Annotated in this window: 10 protein-coding genes; 9 read left to right on the top strand and 1 reads right to left on the bottom strand. The window is 42.3% G+C overall.

The genetic code is table 11. The features are described from left to right. Positions 1-142: 142 nt before the first annotated feature. The 9 genes from AC1DO4_RS24740 to AC1DO4_RS24700 all read left to right on the top strand — a co-directional run bounded on the left by AC1DO4_RS24740 (position 143) and on the right by AC1DO4_RS24700 (position 15,765). The gene (locus tag AC1DO4_RS24740; protein WP_477420287.1) at positions 143-3,487 is read left to right on the top strand and encodes a SusC/RagA family TonB-linked outer membrane protein; all 3,345 of its coding nucleotides are present in this window, start codon (positions 143-145) and stop codon (positions 3,485-3,487) included. 19 nt (positions 3,488-3,506) lie between these two features. Beyond that, positions 3,507-5,135: a RagB/SusD family nutrient uptake outer membrane protein gene (locus tag AC1DO4_RS24735; protein WP_477420285.1), complete on the top strand. Its 1,629-nt coding sequence runs from the start codon at positions 3,507-3,509 to the stop codon at positions 5,133-5,135. Between the two features lie 51 nt (positions 5,136-5,186). Next, the gene (locus tag AC1DO4_RS24730; protein ID WP_477420283.1) at positions 5,187-6,512 is read left to right on the top strand and encodes a BNR repeat-containing protein; all 1,326 of its coding nucleotides are present in this window, start codon (positions 5,187-5,189) and stop codon (positions 6,510-6,512) included. Positions 6,513-6,523: 11 nt separating this feature from the next. Next, positions 6,524-7,759 carry a DUF2264 domain-containing protein gene (locus tag AC1DO4_RS24725; RefSeq protein WP_477420281.1) on the top strand — a complete coding sequence of 412 codons (1,236 nt, stop codon included), beginning with the start codon at positions 6,524-6,526 and terminating at the stop codon, positions 7,757-7,759. A gap of 11 nt (positions 7,760-7,770) precedes the next feature. Continuing rightward, positions 7,771-8,898, top strand: coding sequence for a glycoside hydrolase family 43 protein (locus AC1DO4_RS24720; RefSeq protein ID WP_477420279.1), 1,128 nt, complete (start codon positions 7,771-7,773; stop codon positions 8,896-8,898). A 1-nt stretch (position 8,899) separates the two neighbouring features. After that, on the top strand, positions 8,900-10,756 hold the full coding sequence (locus AC1DO4_RS24715; RefSeq protein ID WP_477420277.1) for a glycoside hydrolase family 2 protein: 1,857 nt from the start codon (positions 8,900-8,902) through the stop codon (positions 10,754-10,756). Positions 10,757-10,950: 194 nt separating this feature from the next. Then, a complete protein-coding gene (locus tag AC1DO4_RS24710) occupies positions 10,951-11,793 on the top strand; it encodes a glycoside hydrolase family 16 protein (protein ID WP_477420275.1) in 843 nt (280 codons plus the stop codon). 222 nt (positions 11,794-12,015) lie between these two features. Next, positions 12,016-14,304, top strand: coding sequence for a GH92 family glycosyl hydrolase (locus tag AC1DO4_RS24705; RefSeq protein WP_477420273.1), 2,289 nt, complete (start codon positions 12,016-12,018; stop codon positions 14,302-14,304). A gap of 15 nt (positions 14,305-14,319) precedes the next feature. After that, on the top strand, positions 14,320-15,765 hold the full coding sequence (locus AC1DO4_RS24700) for a glycoside hydrolase family 28 protein (protein ID WP_477420271.1): 1,446 nt from the start codon (positions 14,320-14,322) through the stop codon (positions 15,763-15,765). Positions 15,766-16,037: 272 nt separating this feature from the next. On the opposite strand, the gene AC1DO4_RS24695 is transcribed toward AC1DO4_RS24700, so the two are convergent. After that, positions 16,038-19,438, bottom strand: a 3,401-nt coding sequence (locus AC1DO4_RS24695) for a cache domain-containing protein (RefSeq protein ID WP_477420269.1), incomplete at its 5' end; no start/stop codon positions are given.

Below are 19,438 nucleotides of genomic sequence, written 5' to 3'. Positions count from 1 at the left end.
CAAACTCTCCATGCTAAAGGAAAGAAAGAGTGCTTGCGACACCCTTTCTTTTAAATCCCCCATGATCTCGGAAAAGAACACCTTTACTAAGGTGTAAGGGGTTTATTGTCTCATTTTTTAACCAAATAAAACATTCTAATGTATGAATATTAATTTACAAACCTCCATCGACTGGTGTAGAATCATGAAAATAACATGTAGTCAGCTCTTAATAGCAATTGTGTTTACAGGGGTTTCCCTGGCTAAGCCCGGCCATGCTCAGGGTATATTATCACAGCAGGTAGATATCTCTGCCAGCAATATGGATTTGGGCAGTTTTTTGAAAAAACTGGAAAAAAAGGCTAATGTGAGATTTGTTTATTTCCAGGATATAATTGAAAGCTCAAAAAAAATAAATATAGATGCACACCAGGAAAAACTTAAAGACCTGTTAACCGAACTTTTAAAGCCTTACGATATTAGCTACGATGTTGTTAATGATCGCATTGTGCTAAGCAAAACCACCAACGAATCATCAATAACCACAGCGGAAATTAAACCCGGTGTTGGGGAGGTGCAGGCAGTTGCCATTAGTGGTAAAGTTACTGATGAAACGGGGCAGGGACTGCCCGGCGTGGTAGTAAAATTAAAGGGAACCAATACAGCTGTAAGTACAGATTCACAGGGAGCTTATACAATTAATGTTCCCGACTATAATGGTACTTTGATATTTTCATTTATAGGTTACACCAGCCGCGAAGTAGCGGTTAACGGGCAAAAAAACATTAATGTTCAATTACAACAGGAAAATAAACAGTTAAATGAAGTTGTTGTGGTTGGTTACGGTACTCAAAAACGATCTGATATCACCGGTTCTGTAGCTTCGGTGCCTAAAGCCCGTTTATCGGAGTTACCGGTAACCAACGTTTTACAGGCTTTGGAAGGCGCAGTAGCAGGTGTTACCATTTCAACGTCATCATCTGTACCAGGTAGCCAGCCATCATCAATTGTAAGGGGGCAAAACTCTATAAATGCCGGTACAGGTCCTTATGTTGTTGTTGATGGTATTCCGCTAAGTAAAACCGGGGGTTCTCTTAATGATATCAACCCCAATGATATAGCATCGATGGAAATATTAAAAGATGCATCAGCGGTAGCCATTTACGGAACCAACGGATCAAATGGCGTTATATTGATCACCACAAAAAGGGGCAATGGCGGTAAACCGGTTATTCGTTATAGCGGTTATGCAGGTGTTGAAAATCTGGCACATATCCTTGAGCCACGTGATCCGGCATCTTATATACAAAAATATGCCGATTATATGTCACAAACCGGGCAACCCCAAACAAGCCCGGTGCCTAACAGCTTCGAGCTGCCAAATTACCAGGCCGGTAAAACAATTGACTGGATTAAAGAAGTAACGCAGCAGGGTGTAATGCAGGATCATAACCTTAGCGTATCTGGCGGTAGTCCTGACGTTAAATATTATATATCGGGCGATTATCTTAAACAAAAAGGTGTAGTAAAAGGATACCAGTATAATCGGGTAAGCATCCGCTCAAACCTTGATATTAATGTTACTAATTATTTAACGGTGGGGATGTCATCCTATTTCGCTAATAATAATTATGACGGAGGCCGGGCAAATTTGTTATTTGCTACAGCCATGAGCCCTTATGGCAATGAATATAATGCCGATGGCACTTATACTATTTACCCAATGAAGCCGGAGTTGTTATATACTAACCCGCTATTAGGTTTAACTACCGATCAAGTTAACCGGAGCGTTAACCTGAATGGTAATGGCTATGCCGAAATAAAATTCGGCGGTGTGTTAAAAGGATTAAAATACCGGGTTAACGCAGGCTACACTTATTTACCAACCCGTGTAGATAGTTATAGCGGCCGATTGGCAAATACACCTTTAGGATCTGCCAGTGCTGCAAGTTCCGAAACAAGTGCCTATACTATCGAAAACCTGTTATACTACAACAAAGATATTGGCTTGCACCATTTTGATTTTACCGGATTATACAGCGCGCAACGCCGCAGGTATTTTACGGCGACAGCCGCTGCAACGGGGTTTGTTAATGATGAGCTTTCGTTTAACAACTTAGGTGCCGGGGCAACGCAGACTTCAACATCTTACTCAGACAGATACGCGTTAAACTCTCAAATGGGGCGTATAAACTATTCCTATAATGGCCGGTACTTATTTACATTCACTGCACGTCGGGATGGTTCATCAGTTTTCGGAGCTAATACAACTAAATATGGATGGTTCCCATCCGCAGCTTTAGGCTGGAACATTAGCGAAGAAAATTTTCTTAAAAACTCAAAAATCGTAAACAATTTAAAGCTTAGGGCATCCTACGGTAAAACCGGTAATGAAGCTATAAGTGTTTATCAAACAATTACAACAGATGGTACGGTCAGATCTCCTTTTAACGGCGTAAGTACCGTTGGTTTACAGGCAAGTAACCTTGGTAATGTAAACCTGCACTGGGAAACCACTGTGGGTACCAATATCGGAGCCGATTTCTCTCTTTTCAATAGCCGCATCAATGGTTCTGTTGATGCATATAAGACAAATACTTCGGGCTTATTATTAAAAAGAAGTCTTCCGCTCATTACCGGTTATTCATCGGTATGGGATAATATTGGTAAAGTAGCCAATAAAGGAATTGAGGTTACGCTTAATACACATAATATTGATGGTAAAAACTTCCGTTGGGAATCAAATATAGTATATGCGATTACCCGTAATAAAATTGTTGACCTGTATGGCGATGGGAAAAGCGACCTGGGCAACCGTTGGTTTATTGGTAAACCCATTGGCGTAATTTACGATTACAAAATGACAGGCGTTTGGCAAACCGGCGAAGATGCTTCAAAACAGGATCCGGGAGCTAAGCCTGGTGATTTAAAATTTGCCGATATTAATGGCGATGGTAAAATTACTGCCGATGGCGATAGGGTTGTACAAGGGCAAACCACACCCAAATGGACAGGCGGTATTACAAATACTTTTCATTACAGACAGTTTAACCTGAGTGTATTTATACAAACCGCGCAGGGGATGCTTAAAAATAATGCCGATTTAAATTATGCCGATGAGTCTGGCAGAAGGAATACACCATCAGAAATTGGTTACTGGACTCCAACTAATGGCAATAATTCTTTCCAGGCATTGTCATATACCAATACCCGTGGTTATGGATATCCGCGCGATGCCAGTTATACCCGTATTAAGGATGTAACCTTTAGCTATGTAGTTCCGCAAAAATTATTGGATAAAGCGCACATAAGTAGTTTAACATTTTATGTAAGCGGCCGCAATCTGCACACTTTTACCAAATGGATAGGCTGGGATCCTGAACAAACTTTTTATACCAGGGGAACATCAAACTCTAATGCTAATCAGTCAGCATTTACCGCCGACTGGACCAATAACTATCCTGTAACCCGCACAATTGTATTTGGTGCAAATATTTCATTAAAATAAACTGATAAAATATATAAACATGAAAAAGTATTCAATTATATTGGTTTCGGTATCAGTGCTTATTATCGCATTTGCATCCTGTAAAAAAGCTTACCTGGATGAAAAACCATATTCCGCATATACACCCTTAACGGTAACAGATTCGTTAGGCCTTCAGGCATCATTAGTGGGTTTATATAATTACACTACCGGTATCCTTACTTATTCCAACGCGCAGGGATGGCCAAGCGTTTGGCAGGTTGGTACAGATGTAGCCAACGCAACTGCAAATCAGCAGGGAATTGAAGTGCCGTACTACAATTATGCAACCTTAACTTCAACAGATGCTGCCGCTTCCTATGTTTGGGGTAAATATTATGCATTAATTAATAATACAAATATTATAGTTGATGCTGTAGAAGGAACTGGTGTTAAGGGGCTTACCGCAAACGGAAAGAATGCTGTTGGTGCAGAAGCCAAATTTTTCAGGGCTTACGCATATAATAACCTCGCTACACTTTTTGGTAAAGTACCTTTGATTATACACGCCCTTACCGGCCCTAAAACAGATTTTGTACGTGCATCTCTTGATAATGTTAACGCGCAAATTGTAAGTGATCTTACTTTTGCAGCAGCCAACCTTATGGATGTTGGCGGTGTATCATCAAAATTTGATGCAACAGGTAAACTGCCCGCCGGCAGGGCAAATAAATACATGGCTATGCAGCTGCTTGCAGAAGTATACCTGCGTATGGGTAAAAACGACCTGGCCGAGCAGCAGGCACAAGCTATTATAAGCAGCGGCAAGTTTAGTCTTGTAAAAAACCGCTATGGTGTTAGAGCAGCAGGTGCCGGTGATTATTATTCAGATATGTTTGTTTACGGCAACCAAAGGCGCGCACAGGGAAGCAGTGAGGCAATATGGGTGCTTGAACAGGAAAACCCAAGTACGGTAGTGGGTGGTAATGTTGATAATGCCCAGCAACGCCGTGTTTGGGGAGCTGCCTATTACAATATCAGCGGATTGGCGATTTGTGATTCATTGGGCGGCCGTAGCATTGGCAGGCTAAGGCTTAGTAACTGGGTTTTATATGGCTTATATCCAACCGGCGATATGCGCAATTCTCAGTACAGCATTAAAAGGCAATATTACTATAATGATCCTGCCAAGCCCGCGCTGTTAGGTAAGCCGGTGCCATTTACCGGACCGGATACCTTGTATAAAATATGTCCAAGCACAACCAAATGGGGCGCATTTGATCCTAATGACACCTTTGGCTATGCCATGATTAAGGATTTTATCATGATGCGTTTAGGCGAAACCTACCTGTTACTGGCAGAGGCCCAGGTAAAGCAGGGTAAAACTGCAGATGCAGCAGTATCAATAAATGCTTTAAGAACCAGGGCAAACGCACCGCAGGTTACAGTAGACCAAATGACGCTGAACTTTGTTTTAGACGAACGTGCCCGTGAGCTGATCGGTGAAGAAAACCGCAGGATGACCTTAATGCGAACCGGTACCTTAGTTGACCGTGCACTGCGCTTAAATGCCAACGATGTACAACACCCAACAACCGGGCTGGCAGCTAAAAATTTATTGTTACCTATACCTTTAACAGAAATTCAGTTAAATAAAGATGCTGTTTTAGAACAGAATCCGGGTTATTAATATGTTTACATTAGTATGTGGCAATTTACCATTGCCACATACTTTAATTTTATGATCAAAAACCTATTTAAACATCTCCTTATTTGTGCATTAATCTGCGGTTACAAACCGGTAAATGCACAGGTAAATACGGTAAAAATCAGCACCATTGGATTGGGCTGGGCTAATAATTCGGTCAACACCGTTATCTTTCGTAAAAACTCCCTCGTTACTTTTAAGGGCGAACAATATGCTGCCTACTATAACAATGACCAATACATTGTATTAGCAAAAAGAAAAAGCGGGACAGTTAAATGGCAAACCAAACTTACGCCTTATAAAGGCGATGCAACCGATGCACATAAAGACATCAGTATTATGGTTGATGGGGCAGGCTATCTGCACATGGCCTGGGGGCTTCATAATCAGCCGTTAAATTATGTAACAGGCATAAAACCCGGAAGCCTTACTTTATCGGCTCCCAAACCTATGACCGGGATTGATGAAAACCGGGTAAGCTACCCTGAATTTTACCGGTTGCCTAAGGGCGATCTGTTGTTTCTTTACAGGGACGGCGCTTCGGGAAATGGTAACCTGGTGTTAAACAAGTATAGTGTAGTTACCCGGGAATGGGTAAATATTCAAAACAAATTAATTGATGGCGAAGGCAAGCGCAATGCTTACTGGCAAATGGCCATTGATGCTAAAGGAGCCATCCACCTATCATGGGTATGGCGCGAAAGCCCGGATGTATCCAGCAATCATGATATGTGTTACGCCCGCTCAAAAGATGGAGGCTTAACCTGGGAAAAGTCGACAGGCGAACGGTATACTCTGCCGATAACGGCTGCTACTGCCGAATACGCGTGTACAATCCCTCAAAAAAGTGAATTGATTAACCAGACATCCATGTTCATTGACGAAAACGGCACCCCTTTTATAGCTACTTACTGGCGGGAAGAAGGACAAACCATCCCGCAATACCACATTATTTATAAAAGTACGGGCATGTGGAAATATAGTGATATGGGTTTCCGTAAAACTGCTTTTAGTTTAAGCGGAATGGGAACCAAAAGCATACCCGTATCGCGCCCGCAGGTTGTTGCCTGGAAACAGGGTAAAGCCCTTGCGGCAGCCCTCATCTTCAGGGATGCCGAGCGTGACGATAAGGTTTCTATAGCGGTAACGCATAACCTGGATGAAAACAAGTGGACTGTTAGTGATCTCTCTCCATCTGACGTTGGCGCATGGGAGCCAACTTATGATACCGAATTGTGGAAGGATAAAAAAATACTCAACCTGTTTGTACAAAAAGTAGTGCAGGTAGATGGAGAAGGCAAGGCCAACATACCCCCCCAGCCGGTGCAGATATTGGAATGGAAACCCGCTGATAATTAATATTAAATTATATGAAATTTAAAAATATATTAAGCTGTTGCCTGGCCCTGTTAATATTCAACCTGGTTAGCGCGCAAACTAAACCATCAAACGGTCTTGCCGATAGAAAACTATGGCTGGCTTACATGGATAAAGTTGCCCGCCCGGTGCTATCAAACCTGGCTGAGGATAAGCTTAAACAAAATATGCCGGTAAGCCTGGCCGAGCATATTGATAATAAGGAGAGTCGTTCAAAAGTGGCTTACCTGGAGGCTTTTGGCCGTACCCTAAGCGGCATCGCCCCATGGTTAAACCTGGAAGGCGGAGATCCTGCCGAAGTTAGATTACGCAATCAATACCGTAGCTGGGCATTAAAGGCCATAGCCAATGCGGTTAACCCGCAAGCCAAAGATTACCTGCAATGGAGCGGGGGGCAGCCTTTGGTTGATGCCTCTTTTGTAGCCCTCGCCCTTGTCAGGAGCCCCTGGTTATGGGAACACCTTGACGAAAACGTAAAAAAGCAGGTGGTTGATGTTTTAAAAATAACCCGCAATACTGTGCCGGTTTATTCAAACTGGATCCTGTTTTCGGGGATGGTAGAGGCTTTTTTTTGTAAATACGACCTGGGCGATGACCCTGTACGTACCGAATACGGCATCCGCGAATTTACCCAGCATTGGTATGTTGGCGATGGTATGTTTTCGGATGGAATGAGCTTCCATCTTGATTATTACAACAGCATCGTGATTCAGCCTTACCTGGGGGTAATATTGCAGGTGCAGGCCGAAAAAAAGAAAACCTACCAGCACGAAGAGCAGCGGGTAAAGCTCATAGGCCAGCGCTATGCCGAAATATTGGAGCGTTTGATTAATGCCGATGGCAGTTATCCGGTGATCGGGCGTTCTATTGTTTACAGGGCAGGGGCGTTTCACCATTTGGCCAATATGGCCTATGCCAAACAACTCCCTGCATCATTACCACCCGCGCAGGTACGTTGCGCCTTAACCGCTGTTATAAAAAAAACTTTGGAGTCGCCATCTACGTTTACGGCTGATGGCTGGCTTAACATAGGTTTGTATGGTAAGCAACCCGGGCTGGCCGATTTTTATATCACCACAGGCAGCTTGTATATCTGCAGTAATGTTTTTGCTCCGCTTGGATTGCCAGAGACGGACGAGTTCTGGACTGCGCCCCCCCTGAAATGGACCGAAGCCAGGATCTGGAACGGCGACGATGTAAGTGCCGATCATGCGCTGGATATCAAATAATAAACACGTATATGAAATTTATCATCTATATAAAACAAAACCTGGTTATTCTGTGCCTGATTGTGGTACTAACGGGCATTTCTGTCAATGTTAAAGCCCAGCAAAAAGAGTTTCATCCGGGGCAAATATGGCCCGACGATAAGGGCGTACACATCAACGCGCACGGCGGTGGTATCCTTTACCAAAATGGTATTTACTATTGGTTTGGCGAACATAAAATTGCCGGTGGTGCGGGTAACAGGGCCATGGTTGGTGTACACTGCTATTCATCAAAAAACCTGTATAACTGGAAAGATGAAGGCATTGCACTCAGCGTTTCTGATGATCTGCAAAATGACATTGCCAAAGGCTGTATATTGGAACGCCCAAAGGTTGTATACAACAAGCGCACTAAAAAATATGTCATGTGGTTTCACCTTGAATTGCTGGGTAAAGGCTATAGCGCCGCAAGGGCCGGTGTGGCTGTAAGCGGCAAAGCTACCGGGCCGTATAAATTTATACGAAGTTATCGCCCAAACCCGGGTCAAATGCCATTTTATGCGGCTTTGACTCCTGCCAGCGAAAAAGTTAACTGTGTAAACCCGGGCAGCAAAAGCGATGGCTTTTTCTGCCGTGACCTGCCCGGCGGCCAGATGGCGCGGGATATGACCGTGTTTGTTGATGACAACGGTAAAGCCTACCACGTGTTTTCATCCGAAGAGAACTTTACACTTGACCTTGCCGAACTAACCGATGACTACACCAGCCATACCGGCAAGTTTATCCGCATTTACATCGGTCATCAAACAGAAGCTCCTGCATTGTTTAAACGCAACGGTATTTACTATATGATCGGGTCGGGATGTACCGGCTGGGACCCTAACGCGGCGCGCTGGTTTTCGGCAAAATCAATATGGGGACCGTGGACTTACCACGGCAACCCATGTAAAGGCTCGGGAAGCGAGATCACCTACGGTGGGCAAAGTACCCATGTAATACCTGTTGCCGGAAAAAAAGACGCATTTATATTCATGGCCGATAAATGGACGCCTAAGGATGCAATTGATGGCCGGTACCTATGGCTGCCAATAACTTTCAAAGGTGATGATATTGAAATAAACTGGTTTGACAACTGGAACCTTGACACCTTTAAAAACTAATATGAAAAAACTCATCACTTTATGCAGCCTGTTGCTTACCGTTTATGCGGCACAGGCCCAGGATAGTTTAATTACCAATATACAAAACCGTAAGGCCTTAAGTCTTAATGGTACATGGCAGTATATAGTTGATCCTTATGAAACCGGCTTTTATGATTACCGGTACAAAGAACTGAACGAAAACAACGGCGATGCCTACTGGAATAATGGGATCCCAGCCAATAAAACTGAAAAAAAGGAACACGGCTATAACGACAAATATTCCATTGAAGTCCCCGGCGACTGGAACCATCAAAAGGCGGAGTTTTTATACTATGAGGGTACCATCTGGTATAAAAAATCATTTGACTATGTTAAGCCGGCAACAGGCAATAAGTGCTTTGTGTACTTTGGCGCTGTAAACTACCGGGCTGATGTTTACCTGAACGGTAAAAAACTGGGCATGCACAAAGGTGGTTTTACCCCCTTTAATTTTGAAGTACCTGCCGGTTTGCTCAAAGAAAAAGATAATTATTTAGTAGTTAAGGTTGATAATAAACGCTACGCCGATGAAGTGCCCACCCTCAACACCGATTGGTGGAATTACGGTGGTATAACCCGCGATGTAAAGCTGGTAGAAGTGCCTGAGAGCTTTATCCGGGATTTTGTGATCCAGCTTAAAAAAACGGTTAATGGCGAGGCACCCGGCAGGCAGCCGGAAGTAAGCGGCTGGGTGAAGTTAAGTGGCAATACGGTACCGGCACAGCGCATAACTGTGCAAATACCCGAACTTAATTACAGTAAACAGTTTGCTGCTACGGGAGCAATTACGCCGATCAGTTTTAAACTGCCGAAGGTGCAGTTATGGTCGCCGCAAAACCCCAAATTATATAAGGTTATCATCAGCAGCGGGACGGATAGAACAGAGGATAACATTGGTTTCCGTACCATTGAGGCACATGGCGCACAGTTATTGTTAAATGGTAAACCTGTTTTTATGAGGGGCATCTGCATCCATGGCGAAATACCCCAGGATGTGAGGCGTGCCTATAGTGAAAAAGATGCCATGCAATTGTTAGGGCAGGCCCGCGAGCTTGGCTGTAACATGATAAGGCTGGCCCATTATCCGCATGATGAAAAAATAACCCGCCTGGCAGATTCTTTGGGCGTACTGGTATGGTCGGAGATCCCGGTTTACTGGACTATTGACTTTGGTAATCAGCAGGTTCTTGAAAAAGCTAAAGTCCAGTTAAATGAAATGATAACCCGCGATCATAACCGGGCCAGCATCATCATCTGGTCGGTAGGGAACGAAACGCCCATAAGCGCGGTACGTACCAATTTTATGCACAATTTAATCATCCGTGCAAAACAACTGGACGATACCCGCCTGGTTTCGGCGGCCCTTGAGGTAAACTATGCCTCGGGTAAGGATGTGAATATAATTGACGACCCGCTTGGCGAGTTTGTTGATTTGGTGGCATTTAACGAATACCTGGGATGGTATGGCGGCTCGCCCGATAAATGCCGCACCACCAGCTGGAGCACACCTTATAATAAACCATTATTTATAAGTGAAACAGGTGCCGAGGCAAAATACGGTTTTCACGCCGATTCATTAACCCGTTTTGATGAAGAATACCAGGAATGGTATTTTAAAGAGCAGGTAGCCATGTTTAAACGTATGCCAGCCAATTTTGTAGGCCTGTCGCCATGGGTAATGGCCGATTTTCGCTCACCTAAACGTAACAACCCGATGTACCAGGAGGGCTGGAACCGTAAAGGATTTTACGATGATAAGGGCAACAAAAAGAAAGCCTTTTACATACTGCAAAACTATTATAATCAAAAAAGCGCGGAGGTCTTGGCAGGGAAATAGCTTTTAAAATATTTAATGAGTCAAACGTCAGAAAAATCTATCAAATGAACTGTTTGGCACAGAATATTGGCAAATAGCGATGGGTTTCAAACCCATCGCTATGGTGAAAGTCTTAATTTTAAAAGCGATGGCGCGGAGGCGTTAGTCAATAAACATCAACAATAAAAGTACATTATACCTACCTTGACTTTGTTATGATAAACAAGATAATTTTTGTTGGCTTATTAGCCTTAACACCATATGCAGCCAAATGCCAGCAAAGCGGACAGGATACGTCGGGTGGTTATAAATTGGTTTGGGCGGATGAGTTTAATATAGATGGAGCGCCCGACCCAAAGAACTGGAAATTTGAACAGGGCTTTGTCCGTAACCATGAAGATCAATGGTACCAGGCAGAAAATGCAGTGTGCCATAACGGTTTACTGGTGATAGAAGCGCAAAAGGTACACCAGGCTAATCCTGCCTATAAGCCCGATAGTACCAACTGGAAAGCCAACCGGCAGTATATTGAATACACATCGGCCAGCATAAACACCAGCGGGCTGCAAAGCTGGCAATATGGCCGTATGGTGATGCGGGGCAGGATAGATACAGATGCCGGCTTATGGCCCGCCTTTTGGACGCTTGGGGTAAACAAGCCATGGCCATCAAACGGCGAAATTGATATTATGGAATATTACCAGGATAAGCTATTGGCCAATATTGCCTGCGGTACTTCGGTTCCATATAAAGCAAAATGGTATAGTAATACCAAAGCGCTAAATACCTTTGATGCCGGCTGGAGTAAAAAATTCCATACCTGGCGAATGGACTGGGACGAAACATCCATCAGTTTATATGCAGACGACCAACTGCTTAACCGCGTGGAGTTAAAAGACCTGGTTAACCAGGATGGCAGCGGCTTTAATCCCTTTAAACAGCCGCATTATATACTGCTTAACCTTGCGATTGGCGGCGATAACGGCGGCAGTCCCTCTGCAACAATGTTTCCTAAGCGTTTTGAAGTTGATTATGTAAGGGTGTATCAAAAGAAATAAACCTTGAGAAAAAGGACAGGTATGGTTCTAAGAAGCTGTTTTAAAATAAATAAACAGGCCGTCATTGTCTGCTCATGACAAGTTGTAGAATCCCAGACTTACGAAGTTTTTAAAACTTCCTAAGTCTTTCACCTTGCAATAACGATCTATTCATCTATTTTTACACAGGAAGCAAAAGCCATATAAACACAAATTAATAACAGTAAAAGAGTTATCGGGAAGATGATTTTAGGATTTAAAGGTAAGATGTGGTGCATAGTACTATTTATGATTGGCAGCGGGGTACAAGCACAGGATGTGGTTAAATATGTACAACCAATGGCAGGCAGCGGAGTAGCAACTACGCCGGCGGCGCTTAAACATGGTGCCGGAAGCGAATTATTTGCCAATACCATACCTGCAGTTACAACGCCTTTTGCCATGACGCAGTGGACTCCGCAAACCCAAACATCCGAAAATAAATGCGTACCCCCGTATAGGTACAGCGACGATAATTTTAGCGGTATCCGTGGTTCGCATTGGTTAAGCGGCTCCTGTACACAGGATTACGGCAGCTTAACTGTGATGCCCATCAGCGGGCATTTAAAAACCGCAGCGGCAGATTATGCAGTTAAATTTAGCCATAATGATGAACAGTCATCACCTTACCAATACAATATAAATTTAAAACCTTACAGTTTAAATGCGTCAGTAACATCAACACCCCGTTGCAGTATTATGAAATTTACAGCGGGCAAAACAGACAGTGTTTATTTGCTTATTACGCCCAACAGCGACTATAACCAGGGTTTTGTTAAAATAGATTCCACCAATGGCGAAGTACAAGGCTATAATACGGTTCATCGCATTTACCAGGGATGGGGAAAAGAGGCCGGCTTTAAAGGTTATTTTGTAATCAGGGTTGAAAAAACAATAGCTACCGGTGGCACATTTGCCGATAGTAAAATATTTAGCGTTAAAACTATCGGTAATCAAAAAAACATAGGTGCTTATTTAGGTTTTAAGCTTAAAGCAGGCGAAAGTATTGTAATACGTATCGGCACGTCGTTTAGCAGTATGGAAGGAGCCCGCAAAAACCTGGAAGCTGAAATTCCGGGGAGTGGCTTTGCAGCCATTGCAACTAAAAATAAAGCCGCATGGGAAAAGGCGTTGTCGCAAATTTCCCTGCAAACCACTGTCGAAAAAGATAAACGAATATTTTACACCTCGTTTTATCATGCAATGCAACAGCCGCGTTTATATAACGATGTTGATGGCTTATACCCGGAATTTGCCTCGGTAAACAAGATAGGCAAACTGCAAAGCGGCAATTATTATGATGATTTTTCTTTGTGGGACATTTACCGCGCTCATTTACCTTTATTTGAAATACTAAAGCCCTCATTAATAAACGACATTGCCCATTCACTGGTTTTGAAAGGGCAGCAAGGCGGGTGGCTGCCTATATTCCCCTGCTGGAATAGTTATACCTCCGAAATGGTAGGCGATCATTGCAGCTCGGTTATCGCATCGGCCTATTTAAAGGGCATTACCAATTTTGATGTAAAAGAGGCTTACCGCCTCGTTCGTCAAAATGCTTTTGACACCCCGGCCAATAAGGCCGATTATGTAGAAGGAAAAGGCCGGCGCGCGCTAAACAGCTATTTACAATACCACTATATACCGGTAGAGGATAGCGTACCCGATGCATTTCATAAAAAAGAACAGGTGAGCCGCACGCTGGAATATGCCTATGATGATTATGCTACAGCCATAATGGCCAAAAAACTGGGTAAAACAGCCGATTATAAACAATTGATAAAAAGAGCAGCCTATTACAGCAATGTGTTTGATAAAAGCACGGGTATGGTACGCGGGCGTCATGCCGATGGTAGCTGGGTTAACCCTTACTTACCGGATAATAAATCATATTACATTACCGAAGGCACTCCGCGTCAGTATACTTTTTATGTGCCACAGGATGTTCCCGGACTTGCTAAACTGATGGGGGGCAGCCCTAAACTGGAAAGCGCGCTGGATAGCCTCTTTAACAAAAACGAATACTGGCATGGCAACGAACCGGGGCACCAGGTACCCTTTATGTACAACTTTACGGCATCGCCCTGGAAAACCCAGCAACAGGTACGTAACATACTGGCAAACGAATATGGCGATGGGCCGGGTGGTTTAAGCGGCAATGACGATGCGGGGCAAATGTCGGCCTGGTATATCTTCGCGTCGATGGGTTTTTATCCCCTAAACCCTGTTTCGGGCCAGTACCTGTTATGTTCGCCCATTTTTGATAAAGTTTCAATTCGTTTGGCAAATGGTAAAACCTTTGCGGTAACAACTCATAAAACAAGTAAAGTTGCGCAATACATATACGCTGTTAAATGGAACGGCAAGGTATTGCATACTAATTATATTACTTATGCTGCTATTGTTGAAGGTGGTAAACTGGATATTTATTTACAGGACAAACCAGATAAACAATGGGGAGCTAAGCCTGCCATGCAACCGAAAGGCTTATAGAAAACGTTAAATAGGATGATAAAAAGATTATTGATCATATTTCTTTGCAGCATTTGCTTGTCGGCATCTGCCCGTCAAAAGGAATATAACATTTTGGATTATGGCGCGGTTGGCGATGGTAAAACAGATAATGCCATAGCGATACAAAAAACTATTGATGCGGCTTCGGGTAACGGCGGCGGCAGGGTAGTAATTCCATCCGGCTATACTTTTATGAGCGGACCGATCAATCTGAAATCAAATATAGAATTTGAGGTGGAAGTAAACACCACGCTGTTAGCCAGCCCCAGCGAAAGCGTATATACTAAAAGCGCTTTTCGCGAAAATAAAGGGGAGGGCACTATCTGGATAGGTGGGGAAAACCTTAATAACGTAACAATTTGCGGAGGTGGCACTATTGATGGCAACGGCACATCATTTATGGGTAAGGAGTTAGCGGATTCCTATGAGCTTAAACCTTTTAATGTTATTGATCCGCGGCCGCACCTGTTAACGGTAGTTGGGGGTAAAAACATTCGGATCCTCAACCTTACTATCCGTAATTCGGCCTATTGGACCGTGCATTTAATCGGCTGTGATGATGTGGCTATTGATAACCTGACACTATTAAATAGCCTGAAAGTACGAAACAGCGATGGCATCGACCTGGACCACAGCAAAAATGTGCGGATCAGTAATTGTTATATAGAATCTGGCGATGATTGTATTTGCCTGAAGAACCGCCGTGAATACCAGGAGTTTGGTGCCTGCGAAAATATTACCGTTAGTAATTGCACCATGACCTCGCGCTCCTGTGCCATCAAGATAGGTTCTGAGAATATGGACAGGATAAGCCACGTACTGATAAACAATTGCATCATCAAAAACAGTAACAGGGGTATCGGGATCCAAAACCGGGATGAAGGCACGGTTTCGGATGTGATATTTTCCAATATACTGGTTAATTCGCACCTGTTTTCGGATGTATGGTGGGGCAAGGCCGAACCTATTTACGTTACCGCTTACCGGCGTGCAAACACAAATAATAAGGATGCGGGCTGGCGCCTGCCCAAAGGCGCAACCGAAGGCCGGGTAGGCGAAGTAAAGAATATTTATTTCAGCAATATCAAATGTGTTAGCGAGAACGGTATTTATGTGGGCGCCGAAACAGCTGATAAAGTCTCGGGTATCGTGTTTGACCAGGTTGATGTGCTCATCAATAAAACAACAGAAGTGCCGGGAGGAGTATATGATCGCCGGCCTGCCCAGGTAGAAGGTTTGTTAAAAGGCCGCACCTCGGCGTTTTACCTGGATAAGGCCAGTCACATCACCATTCGCAATAGCTCGGTAAACTGGGGTAATGGCCGTCCTGCTTACTTTGCCCATATACTGGAAACTCATGAGGTTACCGATCTGAAAACGAGTAATATCGATGGTGCATCTGCATTTCCAGATAAATTAGGGGCTGTAAAGCAATATTAAAACAGCAGAAAGCTGCGATCTTGAGAATAAATAAACAGGCCGTCATTGCGGGGGTGTTGTAGAGACGCATAATTGCGTCTCCCGCAGGACATTCAGGATTTGCAAGGCCGATTTGCAAGATCAATTTGTATGTGTGATTTGCACGCGGGAGACGCAATTATGCGTCTCTACGTTGAAAACTTAAAAAAAATATATTTGATAATCAATAACTTACAATCACGTCATTATAAGGTATGAAGCAATGACGATCTGTTTATCTATTTAAACAGCCTCTAAGAACTTTTTGGTGCTGTAGTATCGAAAAACGAAAATAATTTAAGTACAGTAGGTATACCCACGGTTATAATTGTAAGGTACTTAATAAGTGTGGAATAAGCCTCTTGTTGCGAGGTGAAAAGAAAGGCCAAAACAGCAATGATCAATATAAGGAGGGGAGTTTTTAGTTTGTTCCAGTTGCCATTATCCTTAATCTGTTCTTTTATTTTCATTGCTTCTGATCGTCCTATTGCAGTAAGTATAAAATACCGGAAACCCCGGTTGAAAAGTTTAAGAGTACTTCCTTCTTGTACAATTAGCCCCTTGCTAAGCAGTAAAGTAAGGTTATACTCATCAAAAGGATTTACCAGGCCGTCCTGCGCAAGATCGTAAAGCAGAAACTTTTCCTCTTTAGTTAATGACTGCCACATGTACATATAAAAATAATGTGCTGTGATCCCTATTTTAAATGAAAGCGCATCGCAATCTGGCGGCACATTTCCTTTACTCTCGGTTTTAAGCAGAGTTATTAATGGTTTTTGCAGCTTTTTAAAAAAGTGACCATTGTTTGTTTCATACAAAAGTGTTTTTTCCCATAAGGCCATATGTTTTTCTATTTGAAGTTTACCCGGGTCTAATTTTTTTATCACGATCTTAAAATGTCCTAATAATACATGCCATCTTTCCAGGTCATGTTCGGGTAGTCTTTTTTCTTCATTCTTATATTTTTCCAGGTCATTTAATGAATCCAGGAAATCAACAGGGTGCACTGTAGAAATTATAAAAACCTTGGCGCTGTTTCTTTGCATAAGATCTTCAAGGAAGTTTAGTTTTAAACGATTGGTGGCCGGATTTTTTATATCATATTCAAAATGGTTTACAATGATCAGCGAGTACCTTGTATCCCTTACCGCTGTTTTTAAATTGTTCCAGTCCATTTGGGTCAGATTGTTGTCGTCATTAGGAATATGAATCATATCAGCAATCAAACAATTATTTAAGGTTTCGTCGGTGTAAGAGTAGGTTATGGCAGAGGCATTTTTTCCTTTAATTTTATGTTCGTGTATTAAGCTCATAACACTATCCAGCTTACCAGAACCGGGAGAGCCGATTATAAAAAGTAATGAGTTAAGCTTATTATCGGTTAAAAGAAGGTTATCAATGTTTTCCCAATATGTTTCAGAAGGCAGGTTTAATGCAAATAGCTTTCTTAAAATACGATGAAACACATAGCAAAAAAGCAGGAGTGAACCCAAAAAGCCACTCCAGTAAGTTACACCCAGGTACCATTTTTTATCCATTGTAATTCCCGGCAAATTATATTGAATAGGGAAGGAACTGGCCTGGATATAGGAATTGGCCGATTGTTTATAATAAGTATAATTCTGGCCCGAAGTAAATAATCCATTGTAAATCCATAAGCTATCTGCAGCAGAGTGATATAACTCATTCATGCCAGGTATAAGGTTATCCTGATCAATAGTTAACTGATCAAATAAGGTTGTTGAAAAATAGTTTTCTAAGGGCGGGGATATGCCTGGCTTTCCGGATAAAACATTGTACCTGTAAATCCAGATACCATCGGGGTAAATATTTTCAAATGTAGATTTTTTTGATAGCAAGGGGTTTTGTGTTATGATGTTTTTAATAAATTGTGTGTGCCTGTAACGCGTAACCAGCTTTGTTTCGTAATTAAATGCCGTAGTATAAAACAGGGCTACGGGCAGGCCACTTGTTATTATAATGCGGGTAAACGTCATTACCGAATAGCTGGTGCTAAAATCCCATCCCTTATATTTTTTAAGCAAATCTTTATCGCAAAGTAAGGCATGAACTCGCCTGGTTAATATTAAAAGAAGGAATAAGGTGATTTCATAAGTTAAAAGGGGAAAAATATCTGTTGAAATACATGTTGCGACATTTATAAGGCCAATAATGATGCTTAGCGCAATTGATGCGTTCCTTTTTTGTTTGTATAACTCGGGGTTAGTTTTTTTATAAAACACAGCATACAGATTGTTTATGAAAAGTATTGCTGCCGTGCCCGACACTAAAAGAATAAAAAAGGACTGTAAAAACGTGGTGTAATTACACCATATGATGAGCAGGACGATGGTAATAAGGTTACCGAATACTGCTAAATTATACTGATGATGAAGAAAACTGTTGGGGCCGATCCAGGAGATATCAAAGAATTGTTTTTTATAGTAAGTTTTTTTGATAGAGACCAAAAAGACGGCCAACAGTATTACTGCTATGATAAAGAAAAAAGCAAATAACATTGAAAAACTGAAGAGAAAATTATTGATATCGCGAATGTTTTTATACGATGTATCTTCAAGTATTACAAGGTAATAAGGAAGGTCATGTATCGGGCTTGTATAAGCTATGTATTGCTTGCCAGCGTACCTTGTTACAAAATCCTTTTCGGTATGTGCTTCTATGCTGGCTTTCAAACTTCGATAATCTGAAAACTCATCAAACAGGTTTTGATTAAGGTTTTTGGAAGCATTGGCATGATATAATACCTTGCCCCGGTTATTAATGATACAATAAAGATAGCCTGCTGATAAAATGACATGATCGAGACTTTTAAAATTAACAGATAAAGCTACATACGGGGCATTTTTGTTTATTGATGGTTTGGATATAACCGAAGTGAATACCCCTGATGTCCATGATATTACCTGGTCAAAATAATAAGGCTGCTTGGGGTCGTTATTTACATAAAACGACCTGTTATCACGTAGTTTGGTAAAATAATCCCGGTTGGCGTAATTACCCGGCGGCGAAGCTTCTGATTTTGCGTACCAGCCGTTTACTTCTGTCCCTTTATTATTTAGCCAGAAAATCTGGTTAACATCCACATCCCGGGTAAGGAGTTTTAATTGCGTTTGAATATTGGGAGATATCGCTTTTTCATATTGATCCCCAATAGCCCTTTGCGCACCAACTCCGGGATTATTTATGTTGGGTGTGTTGTTTTGAGAATTTACTAATAAATCTGCCTGGGTTAAAACACGGTAAGCCTTAGCAATCTCCATATCGAATCGCTGTTTCAGGTTATTGGCAATATTCCTGCTGGTTAATTTTGATGCAGATATGCCCGGCCTAAAGGGTAAATTGTATTTAAAAAAAGCGAAGAACAGTATCGACATCAACAGCATGGATACTGCAAATGAAAATATGCCATCAGTTGCAGTTAGCCGGTCTTTATTTCCCATCTGGTAAAGTTTTAACCAGGGTAAAGCAAGTATGGAAGCGGTAGCAATGGTTAACAGTAAAATGACGATGTTTTCTGGAAGTTTATTTTTTTCCTGCTGGTATTTTTTATTGGTAAGCAAACCTGATACGGTGATAACAGAATCTGCATTTAGTTTTAGCCTTTGCGAAAATATTTTGTTGATGGTCCCGCTCT

The sequence above is a fragment of the Mucilaginibacter sp. P5_A6 genome, from assembly GCF_056400585.1.
This window is presented reverse-complemented; position numbering and strand designations above follow the sequence as displayed.

What these genes read in the sequence shown, in the direction of transcription:
- AC1DO4_RS24740 (WP_477420287.1), top strand. Translation starts at nt 143, where the DNA reads ATGAATATTAATTTACAAACCTCCATCGACTGGTGTAGAATCATGAAA.
- AC1DO4_RS24735 (WP_477420285.1), top strand. Translation starts at nt 3,507, where the DNA reads ATGAAAAAGTATTCAATTATATTGGTTTCGGTATCAGTGCTTATTATC.
- AC1DO4_RS24730 (WP_477420283.1), top strand. Translation starts at nt 5,187, where the DNA reads ATGATCAAAAACCTATTTAAACATCTCCTTATTTGTGCATTAATCTGC.
- AC1DO4_RS24725 (WP_477420281.1), top strand. Translation starts at nt 6,524, where the DNA reads ATGAAATTTAAAAATATATTAAGCTGTTGCCTGGCCCTGTTAATATTC.
- AC1DO4_RS24720 (WP_477420279.1), top strand. Translation starts at nt 7,771, where the DNA reads ATGAAATTTATCATCTATATAAAACAAAACCTGGTTATTCTGTGCCTG.
- AC1DO4_RS24715 (WP_477420277.1), top strand. Translation starts at nt 8,900, where the DNA reads ATGAAAAAACTCATCACTTTATGCAGCCTGTTGCTTACCGTTTATGCG.
- AC1DO4_RS24710 (WP_477420275.1), top strand. Translation starts at nt 10,951, where the DNA reads ATGATAAACAAGATAATTTTTGTTGGCTTATTAGCCTTAACACCATAT.
- AC1DO4_RS24705 (WP_477420273.1), top strand. Translation starts at nt 12,016, where the DNA reads ATGATTTTAGGATTTAAAGGTAAGATGTGGTGCATAGTACTATTTATG.
- AC1DO4_RS24700 (WP_477420271.1), top strand. Translation starts at nt 14,320, where the DNA reads ATGATAAAAAGATTATTGATCATATTTCTTTGCAGCATTTGCTTGTCG.